At 56.3% G+C, this 20,638-nt stretch carries 16 protein-coding genes, 2 tRNA genes and 2 pseudogenes; 9 read left to right on the top strand and 11 right to left on the bottom strand.

The window, feature by feature from the left end; translation table 11 throughout:
- Window positions 1-918: a zinc metalloprotease gene (locus J2S71_RS11110; protein WP_307391877.1), complete on the bottom strand. Its 918-nt coding sequence runs from the start codon at window positions 916-918 to the stop codon at window positions 1-3.
- Between the two features lie 84 nt (window positions 919-1,002).
- Window positions 1,003-1,164, bottom strand: coding sequence for a hypothetical protein (locus tag J2S71_RS11105; protein ID WP_307391875.1), 162 nt, complete (start codon window positions 1,162-1,164; stop codon window positions 1,003-1,005).
- Between the two features lie 563 nt (window positions 1,165-1,727).
- On the opposite strand from J2S71_RS11105, the gene J2S71_RS11100 reads away from it, so the two are divergent.
- The 4 genes from J2S71_RS11100 (at window position 1,728) to gdhA (ending at window position 3,985) form a co-directional block, all read left to right on the top strand.
- A tRNA-Pro gene (locus tag J2S71_RS11100) sits at window positions 1,728-1,804 on the top strand.
- 3 nt (window positions 1,805-1,807) lie between these two features.
- A tRNA-Gly gene (locus tag J2S71_RS11095) sits at window positions 1,808-1,883 on the top strand.
- Between the two features lie 78 nt (window positions 1,884-1,961).
- Window positions 1,962-2,489 (top strand): GNAT family N-acetyltransferase, encoded by a 528-nt coding sequence (locus J2S71_RS11090; RefSeq protein ID WP_021726186.1) that lies wholly within the window; start codon window positions 1,962-1,964, stop codon window positions 2,487-2,489.
- A 164-nt stretch (window positions 2,490-2,653) separates the two neighbouring features.
- Entirely contained in the window at window positions 2,654-3,985 is a 1,332-nt protein-coding gene (gene gdhA, locus J2S71_RS11085) for an NADP-specific glutamate dehydrogenase (protein WP_021726254.1), read from the top strand.
- 134 nt (window positions 3,986-4,119) lie between these two features.
- Here gdhA and J2S71_RS11080 read toward each other — a convergent pair whose 3' ends face one another.
- Window positions 4,120-5,463 (bottom strand): DUF2130 domain-containing protein, encoded by a 1,344-nt coding sequence (locus J2S71_RS11080; RefSeq protein ID WP_021726048.1) that lies wholly within the window; start codon window positions 5,461-5,463, stop codon window positions 4,120-4,122.
- A 288-nt stretch (window positions 5,464-5,751) separates the two neighbouring features.
- Here J2S71_RS11080 and carA point away from each other — a divergent pair, with 288 nt between their 5' ends.
- Window positions 5,752-7,005 carry a glutamine-hydrolyzing carbamoyl-phosphate synthase small subunit gene (gene carA / locus J2S71_RS11075; protein WP_307391869.1) on the top strand — a complete coding sequence of 418 codons (1,254 nt, stop codon included), beginning with the start codon at window positions 5,752-5,754 and terminating at the stop codon, window positions 7,003-7,005.
- Window positions 7,005-10,241 carry a carbamoyl-phosphate synthase large subunit gene (gene carB / locus J2S71_RS11070; protein ID WP_307391866.1) on the top strand — a complete coding sequence of 1,079 codons (3,237 nt, stop codon included), beginning with the start codon at window positions 7,005-7,007 and terminating at the stop codon, window positions 10,239-10,241. The genes carA and carB overlap by 1 nt, the downstream gene beginning before the upstream one ends.
- A 293-nt stretch (window positions 10,242-10,534) precedes the next feature.
- Here carB and J2S71_RS11065 read toward each other — a convergent pair whose 3' ends face one another.
- From J2S71_RS11065 to J2S71_RS11040, 7 genes and pseudogenes are all read right to left on the bottom strand, one after another.
- Window positions 10,535-10,663, bottom strand: a complete 129-nt coding sequence (locus J2S71_RS11065; protein WP_232204472.1) for a cysteine-rich KTR domain-containing protein — start codon at window positions 10,661-10,663, stop codon at window positions 10,535-10,537.
- A gap of 290 nt (window positions 10,664-10,953) precedes the next feature.
- A complete protein-coding gene (locus J2S71_RS11060) occupies window positions 10,954-12,423 on the bottom strand; it encodes an ABC transporter ATP-binding protein (protein WP_307391862.1) in 1,470 nt (489 codons plus the stop codon).
- Between the two features lie 30 nt (window positions 12,424-12,453).
- On the bottom strand, window positions 12,454-13,146 hold the full coding sequence (locus tag J2S71_RS11055; RefSeq protein ID WP_307392485.1) for an energy-coupling factor transporter transmembrane component T: 693 nt from the start codon (window positions 13,144-13,146) through the stop codon (window positions 12,454-12,456).
- A 41-nt stretch (window positions 13,147-13,187) separates the two neighbouring features.
- Window positions 13,188-13,790: an MptD family putative ECF transporter S component gene (locus tag J2S71_RS11050; RefSeq protein ID WP_307391859.1), complete on the bottom strand. Its 603-nt coding sequence runs from the start codon at window positions 13,788-13,790 to the stop codon at window positions 13,188-13,190.
- Window positions 13,791-13,823: 33 nt separating this feature from the next.
- A pseudogene (locus tag J2S71_RS12405) lies at window positions 13,824-14,516 on the bottom strand (ABC transporter ATP-binding protein); the annotation flags it as partial.
- A gap of 204 nt (window positions 14,517-14,720) precedes the next feature.
- A pseudogene (locus J2S71_RS12400) lies at window positions 14,721-15,425 on the bottom strand (ABC transporter transmembrane domain-containing protein); the annotation flags it as partial.
- A 137-nt stretch (window positions 15,426-15,562) separates the two neighbouring features.
- A complete protein-coding gene (locus J2S71_RS11040) occupies window positions 15,563-17,338 on the bottom strand; it encodes an ABC transporter ATP-binding protein (protein WP_307391853.1) in 1,776 nt (591 codons plus the stop codon).
- Between the two features lie 207 nt (window positions 17,339-17,545).
- Here J2S71_RS11040 and J2S71_RS11035 point away from each other — a divergent pair, with 207 nt between their 5' ends.
- Window positions 17,546-18,163 carry a TetR/AcrR family transcriptional regulator gene (locus J2S71_RS11035; RefSeq protein ID WP_307391850.1) on the top strand — a complete coding sequence of 206 codons (618 nt, stop codon included), beginning with the start codon at window positions 17,546-17,548 and terminating at the stop codon, window positions 18,161-18,163.
- Between the two features lie 71 nt (window positions 18,164-18,234).
- Here the strand turns inward: J2S71_RS11035 and J2S71_RS11030 are convergent, their stop codons facing one another.
- A complete protein-coding gene (locus J2S71_RS11030; protein ID WP_307391847.1) occupies window positions 18,235-18,594 on the bottom strand; it encodes a hypothetical protein in 360 nt (119 codons plus the stop codon).
- A 267-nt stretch (window positions 18,595-18,861) separates the two neighbouring features.
- Between J2S71_RS11030 and J2S71_RS11025 the strand changes: the two genes are divergently transcribed.
- Window positions 18,862-19,548, top strand: coding sequence for an MFS transporter (locus J2S71_RS11025; RefSeq protein WP_307391844.1), 687 nt, complete (start codon window positions 18,862-18,864; stop codon window positions 19,546-19,548).
- Entirely contained in the window at window positions 19,533-20,576 is a 1,044-nt protein-coding gene (locus J2S71_RS11020) for a zinc-binding dehydrogenase (protein ID WP_307391841.1), read from the top strand. Before J2S71_RS11025 ends, J2S71_RS11020 begins: the two co-directional genes overlap by 16 nt.
- The last annotated feature ends 62 nt before the right edge of the window (window positions 20,577-20,638 follow it).

Raw genomic sequence — 20,638 nt, 5'->3', positions numbered from 1 at the left:
CTAGAATCGTACCGAGCTGAAAACATATCCCACTCCTAATACAAATAGGACAATAGAGCAACAGGAAACAGCAATTCGCATATGCAAACATCTTCGAGTACTTGATACTTTAGATTTTGTTTTCACGGATATACAGTTTGCTATTTTGTATCCATCCGTAAGGGGAGAAACAGCCATTGTGTTGACTGAGCCAAGAAATATATTGACACAGAAGAAAGATAAAAAAGCGGTTTGCAAGGAAATTAACCACAGCAGCAGACTAATTCCTGCCAACAAGCAATGCGCATTAATACCACCAGCGTAGTATTCTATTTTTGCACCTAAACTTTTTCTGGCCATTCCAATAACATATGTGCGAAAGGGTGCTCTGCCGTTAGACGCCTGCACACTTATTTCCGGAATATGTGCTCCATGATAACGGGCAATTAATGCATGGCATAGTTCATGGATAGAACTGAATATCGATATACCAATCAGAAAGCAAAGTACAAATGCAGACAATGAATTCCATGTATCGCCTAATACATATACTCTATCTGAAATCAGCGCTAATATCCATGCCCTTGCTAATGATAATGCAAGAAATGGTATCCTAAGGAATGTTACGGCGAAGCGAATAATTTTTGTTGCCAATTTATTCTCTAGGAAGCGATCACATTCATATAATCTATAACCTGTTGGCATTTCCTCTGGACTAGAGTTAGGTAATATTCCAGGAGCAGTGGCTTGGTTGAGCAATGCAAGTTCCTCCGATGAATAAGGTCCTACGTCCTCTTCTTGTTGGAAAAACCTCAACAAGAACTCAAACTGCGTGTTATCAATAATGTACGATTTTTTAGTCTTCTTTACAAATACAGTGTAGCCCCCGCCCTCATTGGCGTAATACACGCAGCTGTTGGACACGCCTGCTTCGCTCATTTTGCTCGCTATCTCAGATAGTGCCGCCCCCCGCTTTGACGCGGAGGACGGCCCCCCTATTTCTGTGGATGCTCGGATGCATGACTAATATGCTGGCTCGCATGCCGCAAGCGCGGCGGCCCCTGCAGCGGCGCCCGCAGCAAACTGCGCGGCGGAGGCCTCGCTGACGGGCTCCTCCTCTATGCCGCCAAGAGAAATCTCGTCAATCTCCTCGTTCGTGAGCAAGCCGTATTTTTCCTTCTCCATTCCGTGACCTCCTCAAACTACAAGCCCTCATGGATAGAGCAAGCCTCTATAGATGGTTGTAGAGATATCACAGGCGGAATGAGCGCACAATTTGGACTTAAGCACGAGCATACCGCCCCCGCGGCTTCGGATGCTGCCGGGAGCACAAGGTCGATGAGAGGGACTCATCCAGCGCTCGACTACGCTATGCGAGCTGAATGATGCTCCAGGACACTACAACGAGCTAAACGCCATTACTTTATAACGGAGACATAATTAGGCAACATAATTACTTGGGGACGAAAAGCCGCGATCGTGCGCGATCTGAGTCGTATGGCCTTTGGTCGCGCATTACAACGAATATGGCGTGGCAGAGCTTGCGAGCGACGATGGTTACCGCCTTGCGATGGGATCTGCTCGCGACCCGATTACGTGTGTCCATGCCAGAAGCCAAGGTCAGACGTCCTCGGGGGCGCCCCTCCACGCGATCCTCTTGCGAGAGGCTCTAGTGACACGGTCGGTGAGCGTTTTTCGAAGGGTTATTGCCCTCACCAGTGAGCTCCCCTATACTTTGGGAGCGGCTCCGGGGTGTAGCGCAGCTTGGTAGCGCATCTGCTTTGGGAGCAGAGGGTCGCTGGTTCGAATCCAGTCACCCCGACCACGTGCGGCGATAGTTCAATTGGTAGAGCCCCAGCCTTCCAAGCTGGTTGTTGCGGGTTCGAGTCCCGTTCGCCGCTCCATGACGCTTGCGGGGGCCATGGCCTGACGAGGCCATGGCCCCCATGTGTCGCCCACGTCGCGCTACCGAGGAGGCACCCATGATTGACGAGGTCCGTCCGGCAACCACCCATGACCTTGCCGCCATCTGGCAGCTCTATGCCGCAGTCTGTGACGCGCAAAGGACCAGTACCTACAGCGCCGAGTGGCACATGGGCGTCTATCCGAGCGAGGCTGACTTCGCTGCGGCCCTCTCGGAGGGCACCCTCTTCGTGGGGACGCTGGACGGGCGCGTCGTGTCGTCCATGCTGCTCGAGCGCCATGATGACGAGGCCTACGCGCCCGTCACGTGGGAGAGGGACGTCCCTGCCGATGAGGTGGGCGTCCTGCACCTGCTGGCGGTCGACCCCTCCCTGCAGCGGCAGGGCATCGCCCGGCGCATGCTCGACGAGGCGGTGCGCATCGCCCAAAGGTGGGGCAAGCGTGCGATCCATCTTGACGTCATGCCGCATAACCTGGCTGCAAGCTGGCTGTACGAGAGCTTTGGCTTTCGCTGTGCCGGCACGTGCCACGTCCCGTACGACGACATCGGCGGCACGAAGCTGAGGGTGTACGAATACGCGCTCTAGCGCACGGCCATGTTCCGCGTGGCTTGCGAGCGCGTATACAGTTTGTTTCCCGCACGAGGAAGTCGGATGGCAACGGGGGCGGTTCACTATTCTCTACAGGGTAGACGGGGCAGCACGATGGACGTGCGCCGTCACGCGGAAAAGGCATTGTGAGAGGAGATCCAATGAACTATTCCGAGAGGGTCATCGCGGGGCTCAAGGACCGCTACGCCGATCAGCCCGAGTTCATCCAGGCGGCCGAGGAGGTGCTCACCACCCTGCAGCCCGCCTTGGACGCCCACCCCGAGTTCGAGAGGGCCGGCCTCCTCGAGCGCCTCGTGGAGCCCGAGCGCATCGTCATCTTCCGTGTGCCCTGGGTGGATGATGCCGGCAAGGTGCAGGTCAACCGTGGCTATCGCGTGCAGTTCAACTCGGCCATCGGACCCTACAAGGGCGGCCTGCGCCTGCATCCCTCTGTCAACCTGGGCATCCTCAAGTTCCTAGGCTTCGAGCAGATCTTCAAGAATTCCCTCACCACCCTCCCCATGGGCGGCGGCAAGGGTGGCTCCGACTTCGATCCTAAGGGCAAGTCGGACGGTGAGGTCATGCGCTTCTGCCAGTCGTTCATGACCGAGCTTGCGCGCCACATCGGCCCTGACACCGACGTCCCCGCCGGTGACATCGGTACCGGTGCCCGTGAGATCGGCTACCTGTTTGGCCAGTACAAGCGTCTCACCGACACCTGGGCCTCCGTGCTCACCGGCAAGGGACTCGCCTATGGCGGCTCGCTTGCACGTACCGAGGCCACGGGCTACGGTGCGGTCTACTTCCTGCTCGACATGCTCGAGGACAAGGGCGAGTCCATCGAGGGCAAGACCGTTGTGGTCTCAGGCTCCGGCAACGTCGCTCAGTACGCCGTGCAGAAGGCCGAACAGCTCGGCGCCAAGGTCGTCACCGTGTCCGACTCCAACGGCTACGTCTATGATCCCGACGGCATCGACTTCGACACCCTCATCGACATCAAGCAGGTGAGGCGCGGCCGCATCAAGGAGTACGTGGAGGCGCGCCCGGGCGCCGTCTACCACGAGGGCGCGCGTCCCTGGGGCGAGGCGTGCGACATCGCGCTGCCCTGCGCCACCCAGAACGAGCTGCCCCTCGAGGAGGCCAAGGCGCTCGTCGCAGGCGGCTGCCGCTACGTGGTCGAGGGCGCTAACATGCCCACCACGCTCGATGCCACGCAGTACCTCAAGGACAATGGCGTCTACTTCGCGCCGGGCAAGGCTGCCAACGCCGGTGGCGTCGCGGTCTCGGGCCTCGAGATGAGCCAGAACCACGAGCACCTCTCCTGGACCTTCGAGGACGTGGACGACAAGCTCAAGGGCATCATGGACGCCATCTATGCCGCGGCTGCCGGTGCGGCCAAGGAGTACGGCCACGAGGGTGACCTCGTCTTCGGTGCCAACATCGCCGGCTTCCTCAAGGTCGCCGACGCCATGATGGCCCAGGGCGTCTGCTAGCAGGGGCACTCACGGGATCTGGGCCTGACGTCCCAAGCCCGCCCCAGCCCCTGCGAGACCTCATACCTTACGAGCCCCGCCCCCGCATGACGCCTTGCGCGGGGGCGGGGCTTTCTTCCCGTCTGGCGCGGTGCCTACGTGTCGCTCGTGTCCCCAAGCTCCTTGAAGCGCTCGGCGAGCAGGGGGCTCTTCCTGGTGAGGCGCCTGATGGAGAGCTTCTGGGCCTTGTCATCGGCCAGGCGCAGGTTGTTCTGGGAGCTCAGCAGGTTCTCCTTGACCTTCTGCAGATGCGAGATGGCCTTGTCGATCTCGTCGATGGCAGTCACGAACCTTCTGTTGGCAAGCTCCACGTTGCGGCCGAACTTGCCCTTGAAGTCCCCCAACGCCTCCTCGAAGTTGGTGATGTCGATCTGCTCCTGGCGCATCTCCTCGATCTGGCGCCTGTAGCCTAGCGACTTGTAGGCAGCGTTGCGCAGCAGCGTGATGATGACGAGGAAGAACTGCGGGCGGATGACGTACATCTTGGGGTAGCGCCACGACACGTCCACGATGCCCTGGTTGTACGTCTCGCTGTCCAGCTCCAGCATGGAGACGAGGACGGCGTACTCGCAGCGCTTCTTCGTGCGGTCCTGGTCGAGCTTGGCGAGGTGTGACTCGTTGGTCCTGCGGTTGGTGGAGGAGAGCTCCTCGTTCTTCATCTCGAACATGATGGAGACCAGCTCCGTGCCATCGTCTGCGGTCTCGCGGTAGATGAAGTCGCCCTTGGTGCCGCCCACGGCCTCGTTGTCCTTCTCGAAGCTCACGTTGCGGAGCTCCTGGGGGTTGAGCGAGCGCCACCGGTCGAACTCCTGGGCACAGTGCTGCTCCAGGGACTCGCCTGTCATCTTGGTGGTGAGGCGGATGCGATAGTCCTTGAGACTCTCGATCTCCTCGTCCTTGTGGCGCACGAGCTCCTCGCTGGCATGCCGGGCGTCCGCAAGCCGCTCGCTCCATTGGGCTTCAAGCGCCTTGCGCTCGCTCCTCTCGCGGTCCACCTGGCTGGTGAGCTGGGCGATCCGCTCCTTGAGCTCATCGGTTGCCTGGGCCACGGCCAGCTCCCGCTCGCTCTTGCCTGCCTCCACCGCCCCCGCGAGCTGCGCGATGCGCTCGCCCAGCTCGCCACGGGCTTGGGCGACGGCTGCGTCCTGGCGACTCTGTGCCTGGGCGTGCTCGCTCTCGAGCTGCTGCCTCTGACGCTCGATCTCCGCCTTGAGCCGCTCAAGCTCGAGGTCGCGCTCCGAGAGGGCCTGGGAGAGCCTGGCCTCTGCCGTTGCCTGGGCCTCGGCCAGCGCCGAGCGCTTCTCCTGCTCCATGAGCCTGCCGCGCTCATGGATCTCGCGCTCGAACTCGCTGGTGCGCACCTGTGCGAGGATGTCCTGGTAGTCGGAGCTTTCCAGCTCGAAGGTCTTGTGGCAGTGCGGGCACTCGATGGTTGGCATGGCCGCTCCTCGGTCGTTGGTCGTTTGCGTCCAGTGTAGCCTGACCATGCGACAGCATAACGTGCCCATCCCCCTGCGAAGGTGTGTCCATTTCATAAAAGGACGTGCGGCCTCAGGGGCAGGGCCATCGCGTCAGATAGAATCGGGATGACCTTTCGGTACAGGATACCAAAGGGGAATCCATAGGCAGCTTGCTGTCGAGAGAAGAGGCGTCCACTCCAGGGGAGAGGGCCTCTTTTTTGAAGGCTGCTGATACGGGAAGGGAACAACTAGAAGATAGGAGCGCGCATGAACCTGTTGGCCGGTGCGGATCGTCTTCCGAAGGCGCTGTTGGCGCTCGATGACGGCACGGTCTTTGCGGGAAGGTCCTGCGGTGCCGAGGGCGAGACCTTTGGTGAGATCGTCTTCAACACCTCCATGGTGGGCTACCAGGAGATAGCGACTGACCCCAGCTATGCGGGGCAGATCGTGACCTTCACCTATCCGCAGGTGGGCAACTACGGCGTCAATGCGGTGGACATGCAGGCCGACACCCTGGCGCTCAGGGGCATCGTGGTGCACGACATGTGCTTTGCGCCCAGCAACTGGCAGTGCGTCCAGAGCTTCCCGGACTATCTGAGCGCGTACGGTGTCGTTGCCATCGAGGGCGTCGACACACGCGCCCTCACGCTGCGCATCCGCGAGGGTGGTGCCATGCGGGCGGCCATCTCCACGCGAGACCTCGATCCCGGGCACCTTGTCGCACGTGTGCGCGAGAGTCCCTCCATCGCCGACCACAACTACGTGGCAGACGTCTCCACCACGAAGCGCTACCGGCTGCCGGCTACGGGACGCGAGCGCAGTCACGTCGTGGCCTTCGACTGTGGCGAGAAGCGCGGTATCACGAAGCGCCTGGCCGTCGCGGGCTGTGCGGTGACCGTCGTCCCCTGGGACACGCCGGCAGACGAGGCGCTCGCCCTCAAGCCGGATGGCATCTTCTTCTCCAACGGCCCGGGCGACCCGCAGACGGTGGGCACGACGGCCGAGGCGGTGCGCCAGGTCTTGGGTACGCTCCCCGTGTTTGGCATCTGCCTGGGCAACCAGCTCCTCACCATCGCGGCGGGTGGCGCCATCGAGAAGCTGTCCTATGGCCACCATGGTGGCAACGAGCCCGTGATGAACCTGCTGACCGGCCTGGTGGAGATCACGGCGCAGAACCACAACTATGGCCCGGTGTTCCCCACGCTGGGCCCGCTCGTGCCCGAACTCTCCGGCGGCATCTCCGAGCACGTTGGTGACCTGCGCCTCTGGAGCCGACGTCACATCGCCCCCGTCGTCATGAACGAGCGCTACGGACGCATCCGCCTCACGCACGTCAACCTCAACGACGGCACGCCCGAGGGCCTGCAGTTCCTGGACGTCCCGGCCTTCTCCATGCAGTACCACCCCGAGGCCAAGCCCGGCCCCAATGACGCGAGCTACGCCTTCGAGGCGTTCTGTCGCCTCATGGAGGGACGCGACGACTATCTTGCCATCGACGTGCGCGAGGGGAGGGCTCAGTAATGCCCAAGAGGACGGACATCCACAAGATCCTGATCATCGGCTCGGGTCCCATCGTCATCGGCCAGGCCTGCGAGTTCGACTACTCCGGCACCCAGGCCTGCAAGGCCCTGCGCAACGAGGGATTCGAGGTGGTGCTCGTCAACTCCAACCCCGCCACCATCATGACCGACCCTGAGACGGCCGACCGCACCTACATAGAGCCCATCACGGTGAGGGCCGTGGCCAAGGTCATCGAGCGCGAGCGGCCCGACGCCCTCCTGCCCAACATGGGCGGCCAGACGGCCCTCAACTGTGCCGTTGCGTTGGCCAAGGCCGGTGTGCTCGAGCGCTATGGGGTGGAGGTCATCGGTTGCGACATCGACTCCATCGAGGTGGGCGAGGACCGCGAGCTCTTTGCCCAGGCCATGGCTGACATCGGTCTCGAGGTGGCCCACTCGGGCATCGCCCGCTCGCTTGACGAGTGCCGCCATGTGGCCGACGAGCTGGGCTACCCCGTGGTCGTGCGACCCGCCTTCACCCTGGGCGGTGCCGGTGGCGGCATGGCACACGACGAGGCGGAGCTCATGCGCATCGCCCGTGAGGGTCTGGAGCTCTCCGCCAACAATGAGGTGCTGGTGGAGCAGTCCGTGGAGGGCTGGAAGGAGATCGAGATGGAGGTCATGCGCGACGCCGCCGGCAACGGCATCGTCGTGTGCTCCATCGAGAACCTCGACCCCATGGGCGTCCACACCGGCGACTCCATCACCGTGGCGCCCTGCCAGACGCTCAACGACTTCGAGCTGCAGCGCCTGAGGGATTACTCGCTGGCCGTGCTCGAGCGCGTGGGTGTCGCCTGCGGCGGCTCCAACGTGCAGTTCGCCGTCAACCCCCAGGACGGCCGCGTACTCGTCATCGAGATGAACCCTCGCGTGAGCCGCTCCTCGGCCCTGGCCTCCAAGGCCACCGGCTTTCCCATCGCCAAGATGGCGGCCCTGCTCTCGGTGGGCTACACCCTCGACGAGATCCCCAATGACATCACGGGGGCCACGCCAGCCTGCTTCGAGCCCTCCATCGACTACTGCGTGGTCAAGATCCCACGCTTCGCCTTCGAGAAGTTCAAGGGCGCGAGCGAGACGCTCACCACGCGCATGAAGGCCGTGGGCGAGGTCATGGCCATCGGCTCCACCTTCGAGGAGGCCCTGCAGAAGGCCTGCCGCTCGCTCGAGCAGGGGAACATGGGCCTTGTGGCCGATGGCAGCGAGGACTTTGCCTCCATGGACGAGGACGCCTTCCAGGACCGCGTGAGCCGCCCCACGCCCGAACGCGTCTTCTACGTGGCCGAGGCGCTACGCCGCCGCTGGACGGTGGAGCGCGTGCACGAGCTCACGCACATCGATCCGTGGTTCCTGTGCCGCATCAAAGACATAGTGGTGGCGGAGTGCTCCCTCGCCGAGGGCGGCGTGGCCGGTCTCACGGCCGAGCGCCTGCTCGCTGCCAAGGAGATGGGCTTCTCCGACGTGCAGATCGCCCAGCTCACGGGCGAGCGCGAGGATACCATCCGTGCGCTGCGCACGGTGCTGGGCGTGCACCCCGTCGTCAAGACGGTGGACACCTGCGCGGGCGAGTTCGCCTCGCGCACGAACTACCACTACCTCACCTATGAGGCGGGCGGCATCAGCGAGCACCATGGTGCCGAGCGCCCCCGCGTGGTGATCCTCTCCGCCGGCCCCAACCGCATCGGTCAGGGCATCGAGTTCGACTACTGCTGCGTGCACGCGGCCATGGCGCTCTCCGAAAGGGGCTTCGAGACGGTCATGGTCAACTGCAACCCCGAGACCGTCTCCACCGACTACGACACCTCGGACCGTCTCTACTTCGAGCCGCTCACCTTCGAGGACGTCATGGACGTCATCGAGGCAGAGCGGCCCCAGGGCGTCATCGTGACGCTGGGCGGCCAGACCCCCATCAACCTGGCAAGCCGCCTCAAGGCCGCGGGCGTGCCCATCATGGGCACCCAGCCCGACGCCATCGACCTCGCGGAGGACCGCGACCGTTTCAGCGACCTGCTCGACCGCCTGGAGATCGCCTATCCGCCCAGCTCCACGGCTGAGACGCTCGAGGAGGCCCGCAGGGTCGCCCGCACCATCGGCTACCCGCTGCTCGTGCGGCCCAGCTACGTGCTGGGTGGCCGCGGCATGGCCATCGTCTACAACGACGACGACCTCGCCACCTACATGGCCGAGGCGACGCAGGTCTCACCCGACCACCCCGTCTACCTCGACGCCTTCCTGGAGGACGCCGTCGAGCTCGACGTCGATGCCCTGGCGGACGGCGAGCAGTGTTACGTGGGCTCCATCCTCGAGCACATCGAAGAGTGCGGCATCCACTCCGGTGACTCCGCCTGCTGCTACCCGCCCTTCTCGCTCTCCGACACCCTCGTGGGGCGCATCCGCGAGACGACTCGCGCCCTGGCCCTGGCCGTGGGCGTGCGGGGGCTCCTCAACATCCAGTACGCCGTCAAGGACGAGCAGGTGCTCGTCATCGAGATGAACCCCCGTGCCAGCCGCACGGTGCCCTTCTCCTCGAAGGCCACGGGCCAGGCACTCGCCAAAGCCGCGGCGCGCATCATGGCGGGGGAGACCATCGCCCAGCTCCTTGTGAAGGGGGCGCTCGTGGGCGAGGGGCACGTGACGGGTCGCTTTGCCGTCAAGGAGGCCGTGATGCCATGGGCGCGCTTCCCGGGGGCCGACACCACGCTGGGGCCCGAGATGAAGTCCACGGGCGAGGTCATGGGCATCGACATCAACTTTCCCCTCGCCTATGCCAAGACGCGCGAGGCCATCGACTACGAGCAGCCCTCGACGGGCAAGGTGTTCGTGAGCGTGTGCGACCGCGACAAGCGCGCCATCGCACCGGTGGCCCTCTCACTGACGAACATGGGCTATGACCTTATCGCCACGAGCGGGACGGCCAAGACACTGCGTGCCGCCGGCATCGACTGCGAGGTCATCAAGCGCGTGAGCGAGGGTCATCCCAACGTGGTGGACGAGATGGCGCAGGGCAGCATCGCCTTCATCATCAACACGCCGCACGGCCACACCTCGCGCGGGGATGGCTCCGTCCTGCGCGGCGAGGCCGTCAACCGTGGCATCAGCTGCGTGACGGCGCTCTCGGGCGCGACGGCGCTGGTGCAGGCCATCGCCGCCATGAGAAAGTCCTCGATCGATGTGTACGCCCTGCAGGACCTGGGCCAGTAGCGCTTCGAAAGCTCCATAGATTCTCGTGGTTGCTGCGGATGAGTGCCGTACGTGATATAGAGTAAGAGGTGAATCACGTACGGTACTCAAGAATGGGTTCGCATGATTCGAAAAGCCATATCGGTCCCGAGCTCATCGGTAGGACGACAAGGCTGGCTCACAAGGAGCAACCGCCTTTCCCAGCGTGTCCCGGCGGAGAAAGGCGGTTGCTCCCAACGGTTCATATCTGAGCTCGAACGTGGGGGCTGGCGTAGTTAAGCTCGTATATACCGATTTGCAGATATAAGTCAGAGCTAGATTTTCCTGTAAAAGCGGACTGTCGATACTTTCCGGCACTTAGGACAGAAAAGTAGGAAGTTTATCAATACCGTATCCGTGCGGATTTTTATTCGGGTTTTGCCTCCGCAAACGGGATAGGTCATCCATTTCTTTTGCCTGGCCATTTCAAATCAGGGGCCTCGCTCCTTGCCCGGTTTGAGATTACAGGTATCTGCAAACGGGCACGTTTTTTTGTTCCTGTCCCTTGAGCTTTCGAAAGGAATCATCACTGATCGTGTGCTCCATTTTGCAGGCTTTGGCTTCGACGGTGTCGGTACATCTATGGAGTGCGCCATACCTTTGTCTTTTGAAGTATATAAATTGCTTTCAAATAATCTTCAGTGGAAGTATGAAGTTTCATTCCGTAACACCCGTCCCTGCAAATCGCAAGAGACTATCTCGTGTTTTCAAAGTAGCAAGACACAAACTCAACATTCTCATCTGTCCATTCTCCAAAACGGGACACAGCTCCGTTGTCCATAAACACGATATAATCGCAGCAATGAGCTACAAGTTCAGGGTCGTGGGTGATTATCAGTTGCGTTTTGCCCATTTTAGAAAGTTTCTGGATACACACAGAGACCTCCTTCATATGTCGATAGTCCAGGCCGCTGGTAGGCTCGTCGTACACGATGATTTCTTTATGGGAAGCAATTGCCCCTGCTATGGCTACGCGCTGCTTCTGTCCACCGGAAAGAGACATGGGGTGCTTATCTTTGTGTGCCAGCAAGTCCAACATGGACAGGATGTTCTGGGCATACTCTGTCTTTTCTTCCTCCGCTATATCCTTGATGCCCAGCGTCACTTCATCAAGCACGCTTTCGGCAAAGAGCTGATGGTTTACGTCCTGCATAACCATATAGCAGAGTTTCAGTCGCTGCTTTTGCTTATATTCTTTGCCCAGAAAAGCGAAAGCACCGCGCATCTTCTTCTCCAGGCCGCATAAACACCGGGCCAATGTTGTTTTGCCCGCACCATTATTCCCCAGCACGGCAACAACGGCTCCTTTGGGGATCGTCAGGTTTTCAACATGGAGAAGATCCTTCTTTTCGTCAGTAAAGCAAAAATCCCTAAGCTCCAGTCCCTCCTTTGCTCTGCCCTTCTTCACGCATTGCGGAACAAAGTGGCTCGTTCCCCTAAGCCCCATTTCATGCAGATCGCCCAACGGTTTTTCAAAGAAGGCAGCTCTGGTAAATTCCTGTTCAATTTTCCCATCTTTGAAATACAGTACACGGTCTGCAAGGAGGCGAAGCCAATCCAACCGATGCTCCGCTACAATGACGGTTTTTCGCTGCGCCTCCCACAAGCGCAGAATGTTCTCCAATTCATAGATTGTTCCTATGTCCAGATTTGAAGTTGGCTCGTCTAAAACCAATGTGTCGGGCTGTAGGGCATGGACAGAGGCGCAGGCTATTTTCTGTTTTTCACCACCGGACAGCGTAAAAAGATTTCTGCCAATCAACGGCTCCAGGTGCATTGCAGTCACGGTGCTATCAAAACGACGTAGGATTTCGCCGCGATCCATACCCATATTCTCGCAGGCAAATACAATCTCCGTATCTGTTATCAACGTATAGAATTGCGCCTTGGGATTCTGGAACACGGAGCCAACATATGGTGCCAGCTCGTGCAGCTCGACATCCTCCGGGTTCTTGTCTTCGACCTGAACTTTACCGGTAAGCGTACCTTCATAGTAGTTTGGGATCAGCCCATTTACCAATCGACTGAACGTGGTTTTCCCACTGCCTGATTCCCCGCACAACAGGACGATTTCCCCTTTGGAAATTTGTATGGAATTATCGAGGATTGCCGCACCATTGTCGGCATTTTCATAAGTAAAAGACACGCTCTCGATGCTTATCAAAGGGAAATCTCCTTCTTGAAGCAGTTTTTGCTACCAACCATAGAAAGTTGAGAGGATAAAGCAAATGATGACCGCGATACAGAGCAGCAGCGCAGCGCCGTCCTGCCAATGAAATCCAATCGGGCAGATATTGGTGCGTCGTACAGGGGCATCTAGCCCTCTCGTAAGGGCGGATGTGGACAGTTCATCCCCGATTGTGACAAGACCGGTCAGCAGCGGCACCATCCGATACTCCAGCATCTCCATGGGATTGCGCCATGATCCGACTTCCCGAAGCCGCATGGCATCCCGAATCGCTCTGTATTCCTCCCGTATCGTGGGAAGAAAGCGAAACATCACGGATACAGGGATCGAAAACTTCTTGGAAATATGCAGCCTGTCCATAGCTGCAACAAACTCGCTTACCGTGGTTGTCAACACCAGAAGGCAAAACATGGACATCCCCGGAATCAGCTTTGTGAACATGGCGATCATGCCGGTAAACAGGAGGTTGAACAGGGGTGTTGCATGCGGCATCAGCAGGCGGGGAACCGTCGCCGTGACCGCATACATCACTGCATAGTATGCAGCAATCTGCGGTTTCTTGAGCAAAACGAGGAATAGTAATGGAATCACGGCAAGGCATGGCAGTACAACGTTCATAATTCCGAAGCTGTCGCTTGAAATCATAACGCAGGAAACCGTCAGGCAAAGTAGAATCTTTGTCCGCGGGTCAAGGAACATCTGTTTTGCTGTCGGCCTTGTGTTTCGCAGCACCGTTTCCATCAGACCAGCCCACTTCTGACAAAGTGCTTCTTCAGCACAGCCCTACCCAGCAGGCCACCAATCAGGCCTCCAACAAAGGCGGAAAGGATGACCAAAGGCAGCATCCACCAATAGCCGAACCAGCCGGAAATCGTGTACATAAAATCCTGTCCATATGTTGCCGCGTTTTTATCAAGCCACTCTGCGCTGGCGTTCAGCCAATGGATGTAATTGGCACAGGACGTGACCATCAGAATGGCGTACCCCAGAACAGCGCGCTTGGCGCTCTGGTAGTTTCCAGACTTCATAATAAGTTCTACGATCAGGCTGATAACAATTCCACAAACGAGCGCGTCGGGTCCCATACCCGTCAGTAAAAGGACAACTCCATTTATAATCTCAAAAATCAAGACCATTCCAAATTTTTTGATTTTGGTAAAGTAGAGCATCATTGGAATGCCAAGTATGATTGCCGTAACGCTTGGGATCAGCATAAAGCCAATGGGCGTCAAACCGATCGCCACAGCAATCAACACACCGCATATGACATTGATTGCGGTAAAGATACCCACATTCATCAGGTCTTTTCCGTTCAACCGGTTCTTGTTCGTTTCTTTTGTCATGTTAGGTGTTCCTTTCTATAAATAATGATTCATTCATTTGACCTTCCATGCCAGACTCTCGTTTTGCAGTGAATAGAGGCGATGGTACAAGCCGCCCCTCTGCATCAGTTCTTCGTGTGTGCCGGATTCCATCAGTTTCCCTTCGTTTAGAACTACAATCCTATCGCACGCCACTATGGATCGCAGTCTATGGGCAATGATCAGTACCGTCTTGTTCTCAATAAGCCTGCCGATGGCCTTCTGAATTCTTGTTTCGTTCTCAGGGTCAATGGAAGCTGTGCTTTCATCCAGCAGGATCACAGGCGCATCCTTCAGGAATGCGCGGGCAATTGAAAGCCGCTGCCTTTCGCCGCCGGAGAGGGTCATTCCGTTTTCTCCGATTACGGTGTCGTAACCCTGCGGGAGCCGATCTATAAACTCGTCGCAGCAGGCAAGCTTTGCTGCGGTCAAGACTTCCTCATGGGTTGCATTCTCTTTCCCGATCTTGATGTTGTTATAGATCGTATCATTGAACAGCACCACGTCCTGAAAAACAAAGGAGTAATTCCTCAACAGCGTGTCTGGAGCGATTTTATTAATGTTGATGCCCCCCAGATACACGCCCCCTCTGTTTACGTCCCAGAAACGGGCGGCAAGCCGGCAAAGCGTACTTTTGCCGCAGCCTGATGGACCCACCAACGCAGTGATTTGCCCCTGCTTCGCTGTAAAAGAGACATCGTGCAGCACATCCTCTTTGTTGTAAGCAAACGATATATGATCAAAGGAAATATCAAAAGACTCTGGTTGTAGAGCCGCGTCTCCCTGCTGTTCCGGATAATCCATCAGGTTCCGAATCCGTCCTGCGCTGACCAAAGAAGAAATCATTACGCCCAGCGATTCACACGCCTTGGTCAGAGGCTCATAAATCCTGACTGCAACGAGGAGAAACAAGAGGAATGTAAACAAACTAATTTCTCCCGAAATCAGGAGTGTGGAACCGGTTACGATGACAAGCCCTAAACCGATCCGCATAATGTTATGAGACAGGGCAATCATAAAGCCGGACAGAAATTCGTACAGTACAAGTCCCCTCAAAATGCGCTTGATCGTGGCTGACAGACGGTTCTGGTAGCCTTTCATCGTTTCTGAGGAGCGCAGCACCTTTATGTTTTCCAGATACTCCTGTACACCGTCGCTGATGTCCAGCTTCTTCTGCCTATTTCTTTTATTCGTCCCCTCAGAGATGATCCGGCACAGGGACATTGCGATCACGACTAATGGGAGGCAAATCGCCAGACTGCCAGCCAGTTTCCAGTTGTAAAATGCAAGGATGACAATGGTCGTCAAGCCCGACAGAAATCCTCCTATAAACTCTGCTACGCTCGTGGAAAGTGCCAACTCCACAGTCGCGACATCATCCATGACCGTAGAGGCTAAATCGCTCAAGTCGCGCCTCCCGATATAAGAGAGTGGAAGCCTCCGGATTTTGTCTGCGATCTCCATGCGAAGCCGCATATCTTCTTGTGTGGAAGTCAGGTACTTCTTTCGGTATGTCATGCGGTATGCAAAATAGATTGCGAATAGCAGCAAAAGGGCAGTTCCCCAATATCCCCACAGAGGTATACTTCCGTGCGTTATGCCAAAGTATCGACTCATCATTTCATTTGCAACCATTGCAAGCAGGAGGACAGGCAACAGCGTAGCAAGATTGAACAGACACATATACAAACCGGACTTCAGGATGTTCCAACTTCCCTCGTCGCTAATGCGATATACTCTTTTAAGCATATTTGTTACTCTCCAATCCTCCATGAAATACTGCTCTGGTATTCTTCATGCATTCTGGCATATACACCGTGCATATCCATTAGTTCACGGTGGGTTCCCTTCTCGACAATATTCCCCCGCTCCAAAACACAGATTTGATCAGCGTGTATAATGGTGGAAAGTCGGTGGGCAATCATAATGACGGTCTTCCCTCGCAGCAGTTCGTCCAGAGCCTTCTGTATCAGGTATTCATTTTCCGCATCAGCAAATGCGGTTGCTTCATCCAGCAGTACCACAGGGGCGTTTTTCAGGATTGCGCGGGCAAGGGCGATCCGTTGCATTTCACCACCGGAAAGATAGATTCCATTTGTCCCGATCGCCGTGTCTGCGCCCTGTGGCAGCTTTTCCAAAATATCGTCGCACTGTGCCAGATGGAGTGCTTGGAAAACATCCTCGCGTGAAGCGTCCGGATTGAAAACAGCGACATTTTCTTTGATAGACATCTTAAATAAATTCGTGTCCTGAAATACAATACTGACCTGCTCCATCCAATGCTTGTAGTCCATTTCCCGTACATCCACTCCGCCGACCCGGATAGCTCCCTCATCGACGTCCCAAAATCTCGCAATCAGATTCGCAATAGTGCTTTTCCCACCACCAGATTCCCCGACCAGTGCGGTGATCGTCCCCTCCGGCACATCTAAAGAAACATCGTCCAGAGCTTTTCCGGCAGTCTCCCCATAAGAAAATGAAACATGGTCAAGGGATATGTCATAGCCCATCGGAGATTGCGGTCTTTTCGTTTCTGGAAGTGGCTTTTCCTTCAACATCTGATCGATTGCGTCCAACGACGCCTTGGAGAGCATCAGATTGGATGAGCTGTTCATAATACGCGCTAAGAATGTCACGACGGTAGGAATAAGAACCGAAAAGAACAGAAAACTCAACACCATTTTTTCAGGATTGCTGCCTGTGTTGAACAGGATTATACCGCCGGGAATCAGGAAAAAGAAGATGCCGTTAATTGCGGCATGGTAGGCACTGTCTGCATTTTGCATGGAGAGCGCGTATTTCAGCAAATAATCACCGTACTCTTTTACCGCAGCCTTATAGCGTTGGAAAGAATTGGCGGTTTGCCCAAACACCTTTACAACAGCAATGCCCCTGACATATTCCGTGACGGAATTGCTGATGTCCTCGGCAGACTTTTGATATTGCTTAGCAAAGCCTTCGCTCTCATCCTTCAGCATATGATAAAGAATAACAAAGCCGACCAGGATCGGGATCAGGCAGATTAAAGACAGACGCCAGTCATACATAAACATGAATACAAGAAAAGCAATCGGCAACGCAACAGCTCCTGCAAAGTCTGGAATCTGGTGTGCGATCAGCGTTTCCAGATTGTCCGAGTTCTTTTCAATGATTTTTCGTTGTTTCCCGCTGGGATTTGTCGTGTGATACCCCAAAGGCAGATTCCCAATGTGTCGGACAATCTGAATCCGCAGTTTTGCGACCGTATTGAAAGCGGTGATGTGGGAAAACAGCAATGCCATCCCGTATATTCCAAATGACATAATGATCAAGGATACAGCGCGCCAGCCCATATCGACCATATAGGTCTGATCCAGCGAATGGATATTACCAAGAGACTGAACGATCTCCTTTGCCACGTTATACACGCACACAAAGGCATATAGGTTGATGACCGACGAGACAGCAGATAATACAATGGAGATGGCCATTGTGATCCTAAACATGCCCATATGTCGGAACAGACGCCCCAGCACTCCTTTTTCTTTCATACCGTCAACCCCTCGACTTTGTATAATAGTTAGATAAAGCTAACTACAGAGCCAAAATTCTTCTTTCCTGAGACATTTGAAACATCGTTTCAGATGTAAAAATACAGCTTATACTGATCCATGTCAAGCTGTTTCTTTCTTGACATGCTACATTCTGTCCCATGAGATGAAAACAGAGTTTCAATCTTTCGGAAAGAGAGGATTCACATGAAACGAATTGCCGGTGTATCAGAACGCTTATTAGCGTGTGCCAGAAGCGAATTTTTAGATAAGGGGTTTCAGGCTGCCTCCATACGGGAGATTGCCAAAAAAGCAGAAACCAGTGCCCGCGCTATCTATACGCGCTTTCCCAATAAAGAGGGACTTTTCGACGCAATTGTTTCGCCCGTTTCAGACGGGCTTATCGAGCTATATCAGAATTATGCGGATCAGTTTTGGTCGAAGGACATAGGGGTGGATGGAACAGACGCCATCTCTTTTGATGATACTGCAATCTATGTTGACATGATTGACTATATTTATGACCATAAAGATGAGTTCCTGTTGATTCAAACGTCCTTAGATGGCAAATGCCACACGGCGCTGATTGAGGATTTGACTGACAAGAACATTTCCTACATCTCCAAATGGACAGAATCAGCAGGGGGTGCAGGGAACGAAGAAGAATTGATGATGAAAGTGCTGCATATGCTGACCAATTCCTTTTATGCGTCTATGTTTGAACCTCTCCGCCACGACATGAACCGCAGGGAGGCACGTTTTTATATTGAGAAGCTATGTGCCTTTTTTGTCGCAGGAATTGATTGTCTGTTGAAAAAGCAATGATGCTTTTTAAAACTATTTCTCTCAGAGTTAAATCGTCCATCGACACCTTATATTACCCTTGATTTTACGGGTCAATCCTCCGCCCTTGTTGAGCAGCAGTGATTTGGTTGTGGTTGTATGACGAAGCGTTCAGGGGGTGATGCTCGCCCTAGACGCGAGATGGCCAACCAGGCCTTTCTCATCTGCGGGAGGGTCTCGGTGGCTTTGGCGACATATTCTTCGACTATGCGAACAGCCTCTGGTTCGCCAGCCAGGGTGCCGTTGGCCAGTTCCTTCTGGGGATCTATCAGATTGGTCAGTCTGTCTGCTCGCTCGTCATTGATCCCGTGGGTGGAGTTGTTGCCGATCGCTTCGATCGCAAGCGCATCTTGGTGGTCGCAGATATGCTCTCGGCCTTCGTTTGCCTGGTGGCCGCTGCATTTTTTTGTCACACCTGTCTTTGTCTACGCGCTCATCTCAGCAAATGTGCTCCTCAGTGCTGCCAGTGGGTTTTACCTGCCCGCGTATCACTCGGTACTTCCCCTTCTCGTTCGGAAGTCACAGATATCGAACGCTAACTCTCATCTTGAGCTTGCCGCACACAAGTACTGAGTGTGGTGGCACCCATGCTGAGCGCCGCGTTACTGACCCTGTGCCATGAGCAAGGTGCCCTGCTCGTCAATGCGATGTCGTTTGGCGCATCTGAACTGCTGAACTCCATGCTCAGGACAGCACCCCATGCTGAGGTACCAGCTGCGGGCCGCACGTCACCTCGCCAGTTCGTCAGCGACTTCGTTGAGGGTCTGAGGTTCATTGGTGGGTCCTCGGCAGTTCGCTATCTCCTGCTCATGAGCTCGCTGGTCAACTTCTTCCTCGCGGGATACAACCTCATGACCCCATTCGTGCAGATGAGCTTTGGTGCAGGCGACGCAGCTTACGCCGAGCCCTTGACATCGTCATCGGTGGGTGGAGTGCTTGGCGCCATCCTCACCCGCCTTCTTGGCGACCGGCTTGGTGGCCCCAGGGTCACGCTCTTCGCTGCGCTATTCGGATGCGGCCTCAGCCTTGCCCTGTTGCCCGCGTTCCTTCACCTGTGGCAGGCATTTGCTGCCGTGCTTGCCTGCATACTTGTGTTTGCTGTCCTGCTCACCTTCTACAACATCCAGTTCTTCAGCGTCCTGCAGGCCAGTGTCGATGAAGCGTACTTGGGAAGGACGTTCAGCTGCGTTTTCGTGATAGCCACGCTTCTCATGCCACTGGGGACCCTGGTCTTCAACAGGCTCATCGTCGCGCCTGAGGCCTTTTGGTATGCGGCCTTTGGGGGTATCTGTGCATCGAGCCTACTTGCCCTTGTGCTGGCTGTGGGCGTCGAGGGGAGGGATAGTACGCCATGGGAGATGTGCTGAGCTTTGACTCAAAATACTATGCGAGCATCATTCGAGAGTATGGCTATGATCCCGTTGGGTTTTCATCCGTACCGATGATGCCAGCCTTGGCGAATCGAGCTGATGAGCAAGCTCTTTGGTGCTGCTCTTACAATGTGGAAGCTGTTTTGGACCCAGATGGCCAGACTCTCTTCTCGACGGGAGTCGGCATGTCCGGATGCCCTCACATGGGAACCGTCTCGCAGATAGCCAAAGCCAAGATGCTTCAGGAGGCGGGGTATCGGGTTCAGTTGGTCTTGGGTGACATAGATGCCTACACGGGCAGGAATATCACTTGGTCAAAGACGCAGGAGCTTGCGGAGAGATATTCACACTTCATAACGGCGCTTGGATTCAGTTCTGACATCCTTTGCCCGCGAAGGCAATCAACATCCGAGTACATGCTTACTTGCCTCTCGCTGGTGGCCAGGCACATGTCCTATGAGCTTGCCTGTGACTCTGAGGAAGACCTGCAACCGCTTGTGATGGGTGATGGAAACATCGCTCGTTTGTTGGTATTCGAGCTGAATAGGCAGGGCTTGGTGCCGGACGTTCTTACACGTAGTGGCGAGTGGCCCTATCTTGACCTCCTGCAGGCTCGGGCGATGGGGTCGTACGAGGATCTTGCCTCGGTGGCTGTGGGGCAATATGACTTGCTCTTTGAGTGCGTCGGTTTTTCTCAGGCAAAGACTCTTCAGGCAAGTCTGAGATGCGCTCGCCCAGGAGCAACGCTCCTGTTTCTTGGGGTATATCCAGAGACCTATGAAACACCCTTGCGGCTACGTCCACTCTTTGAGCATGAATATAGGATCTATGGCGTCAGGTCGTTTCTTCGCAGCGATTTCTCTGAGGCGGTTCAGCAGATGGAACGGTGCTTTGGTGAGCTCTCAAGGGCGTTTCCCCTGAGGATTGTCGACGCTCAAGATGTCACAGCTCTCGAAGAGTGTCTCAGGCACCCTTCGGCCTCCAAGGTTGTCATCGATTTCATGGAGGGGCGCCCGACACCCTAGGCCCGGCGCCTCGGCTCGTGATGTGAAATGCACGCATGCTATAAGCGCGTCATTTCGATTTT

It is taken from the genome of Olsenella profusa DSM 13989, from assembly GCF_030811115.1.
Lineage (GTDB): Bacteria > Actinomycetota > Coriobacteriia > Coriobacteriales > Atopobiaceae > Olsenella_F > Olsenella_F profusa.
The sequence above is the reverse complement of the archived record's forward strand: the minus strand, read 5'-3'. Positions and strand labels throughout refer to the sequence as shown.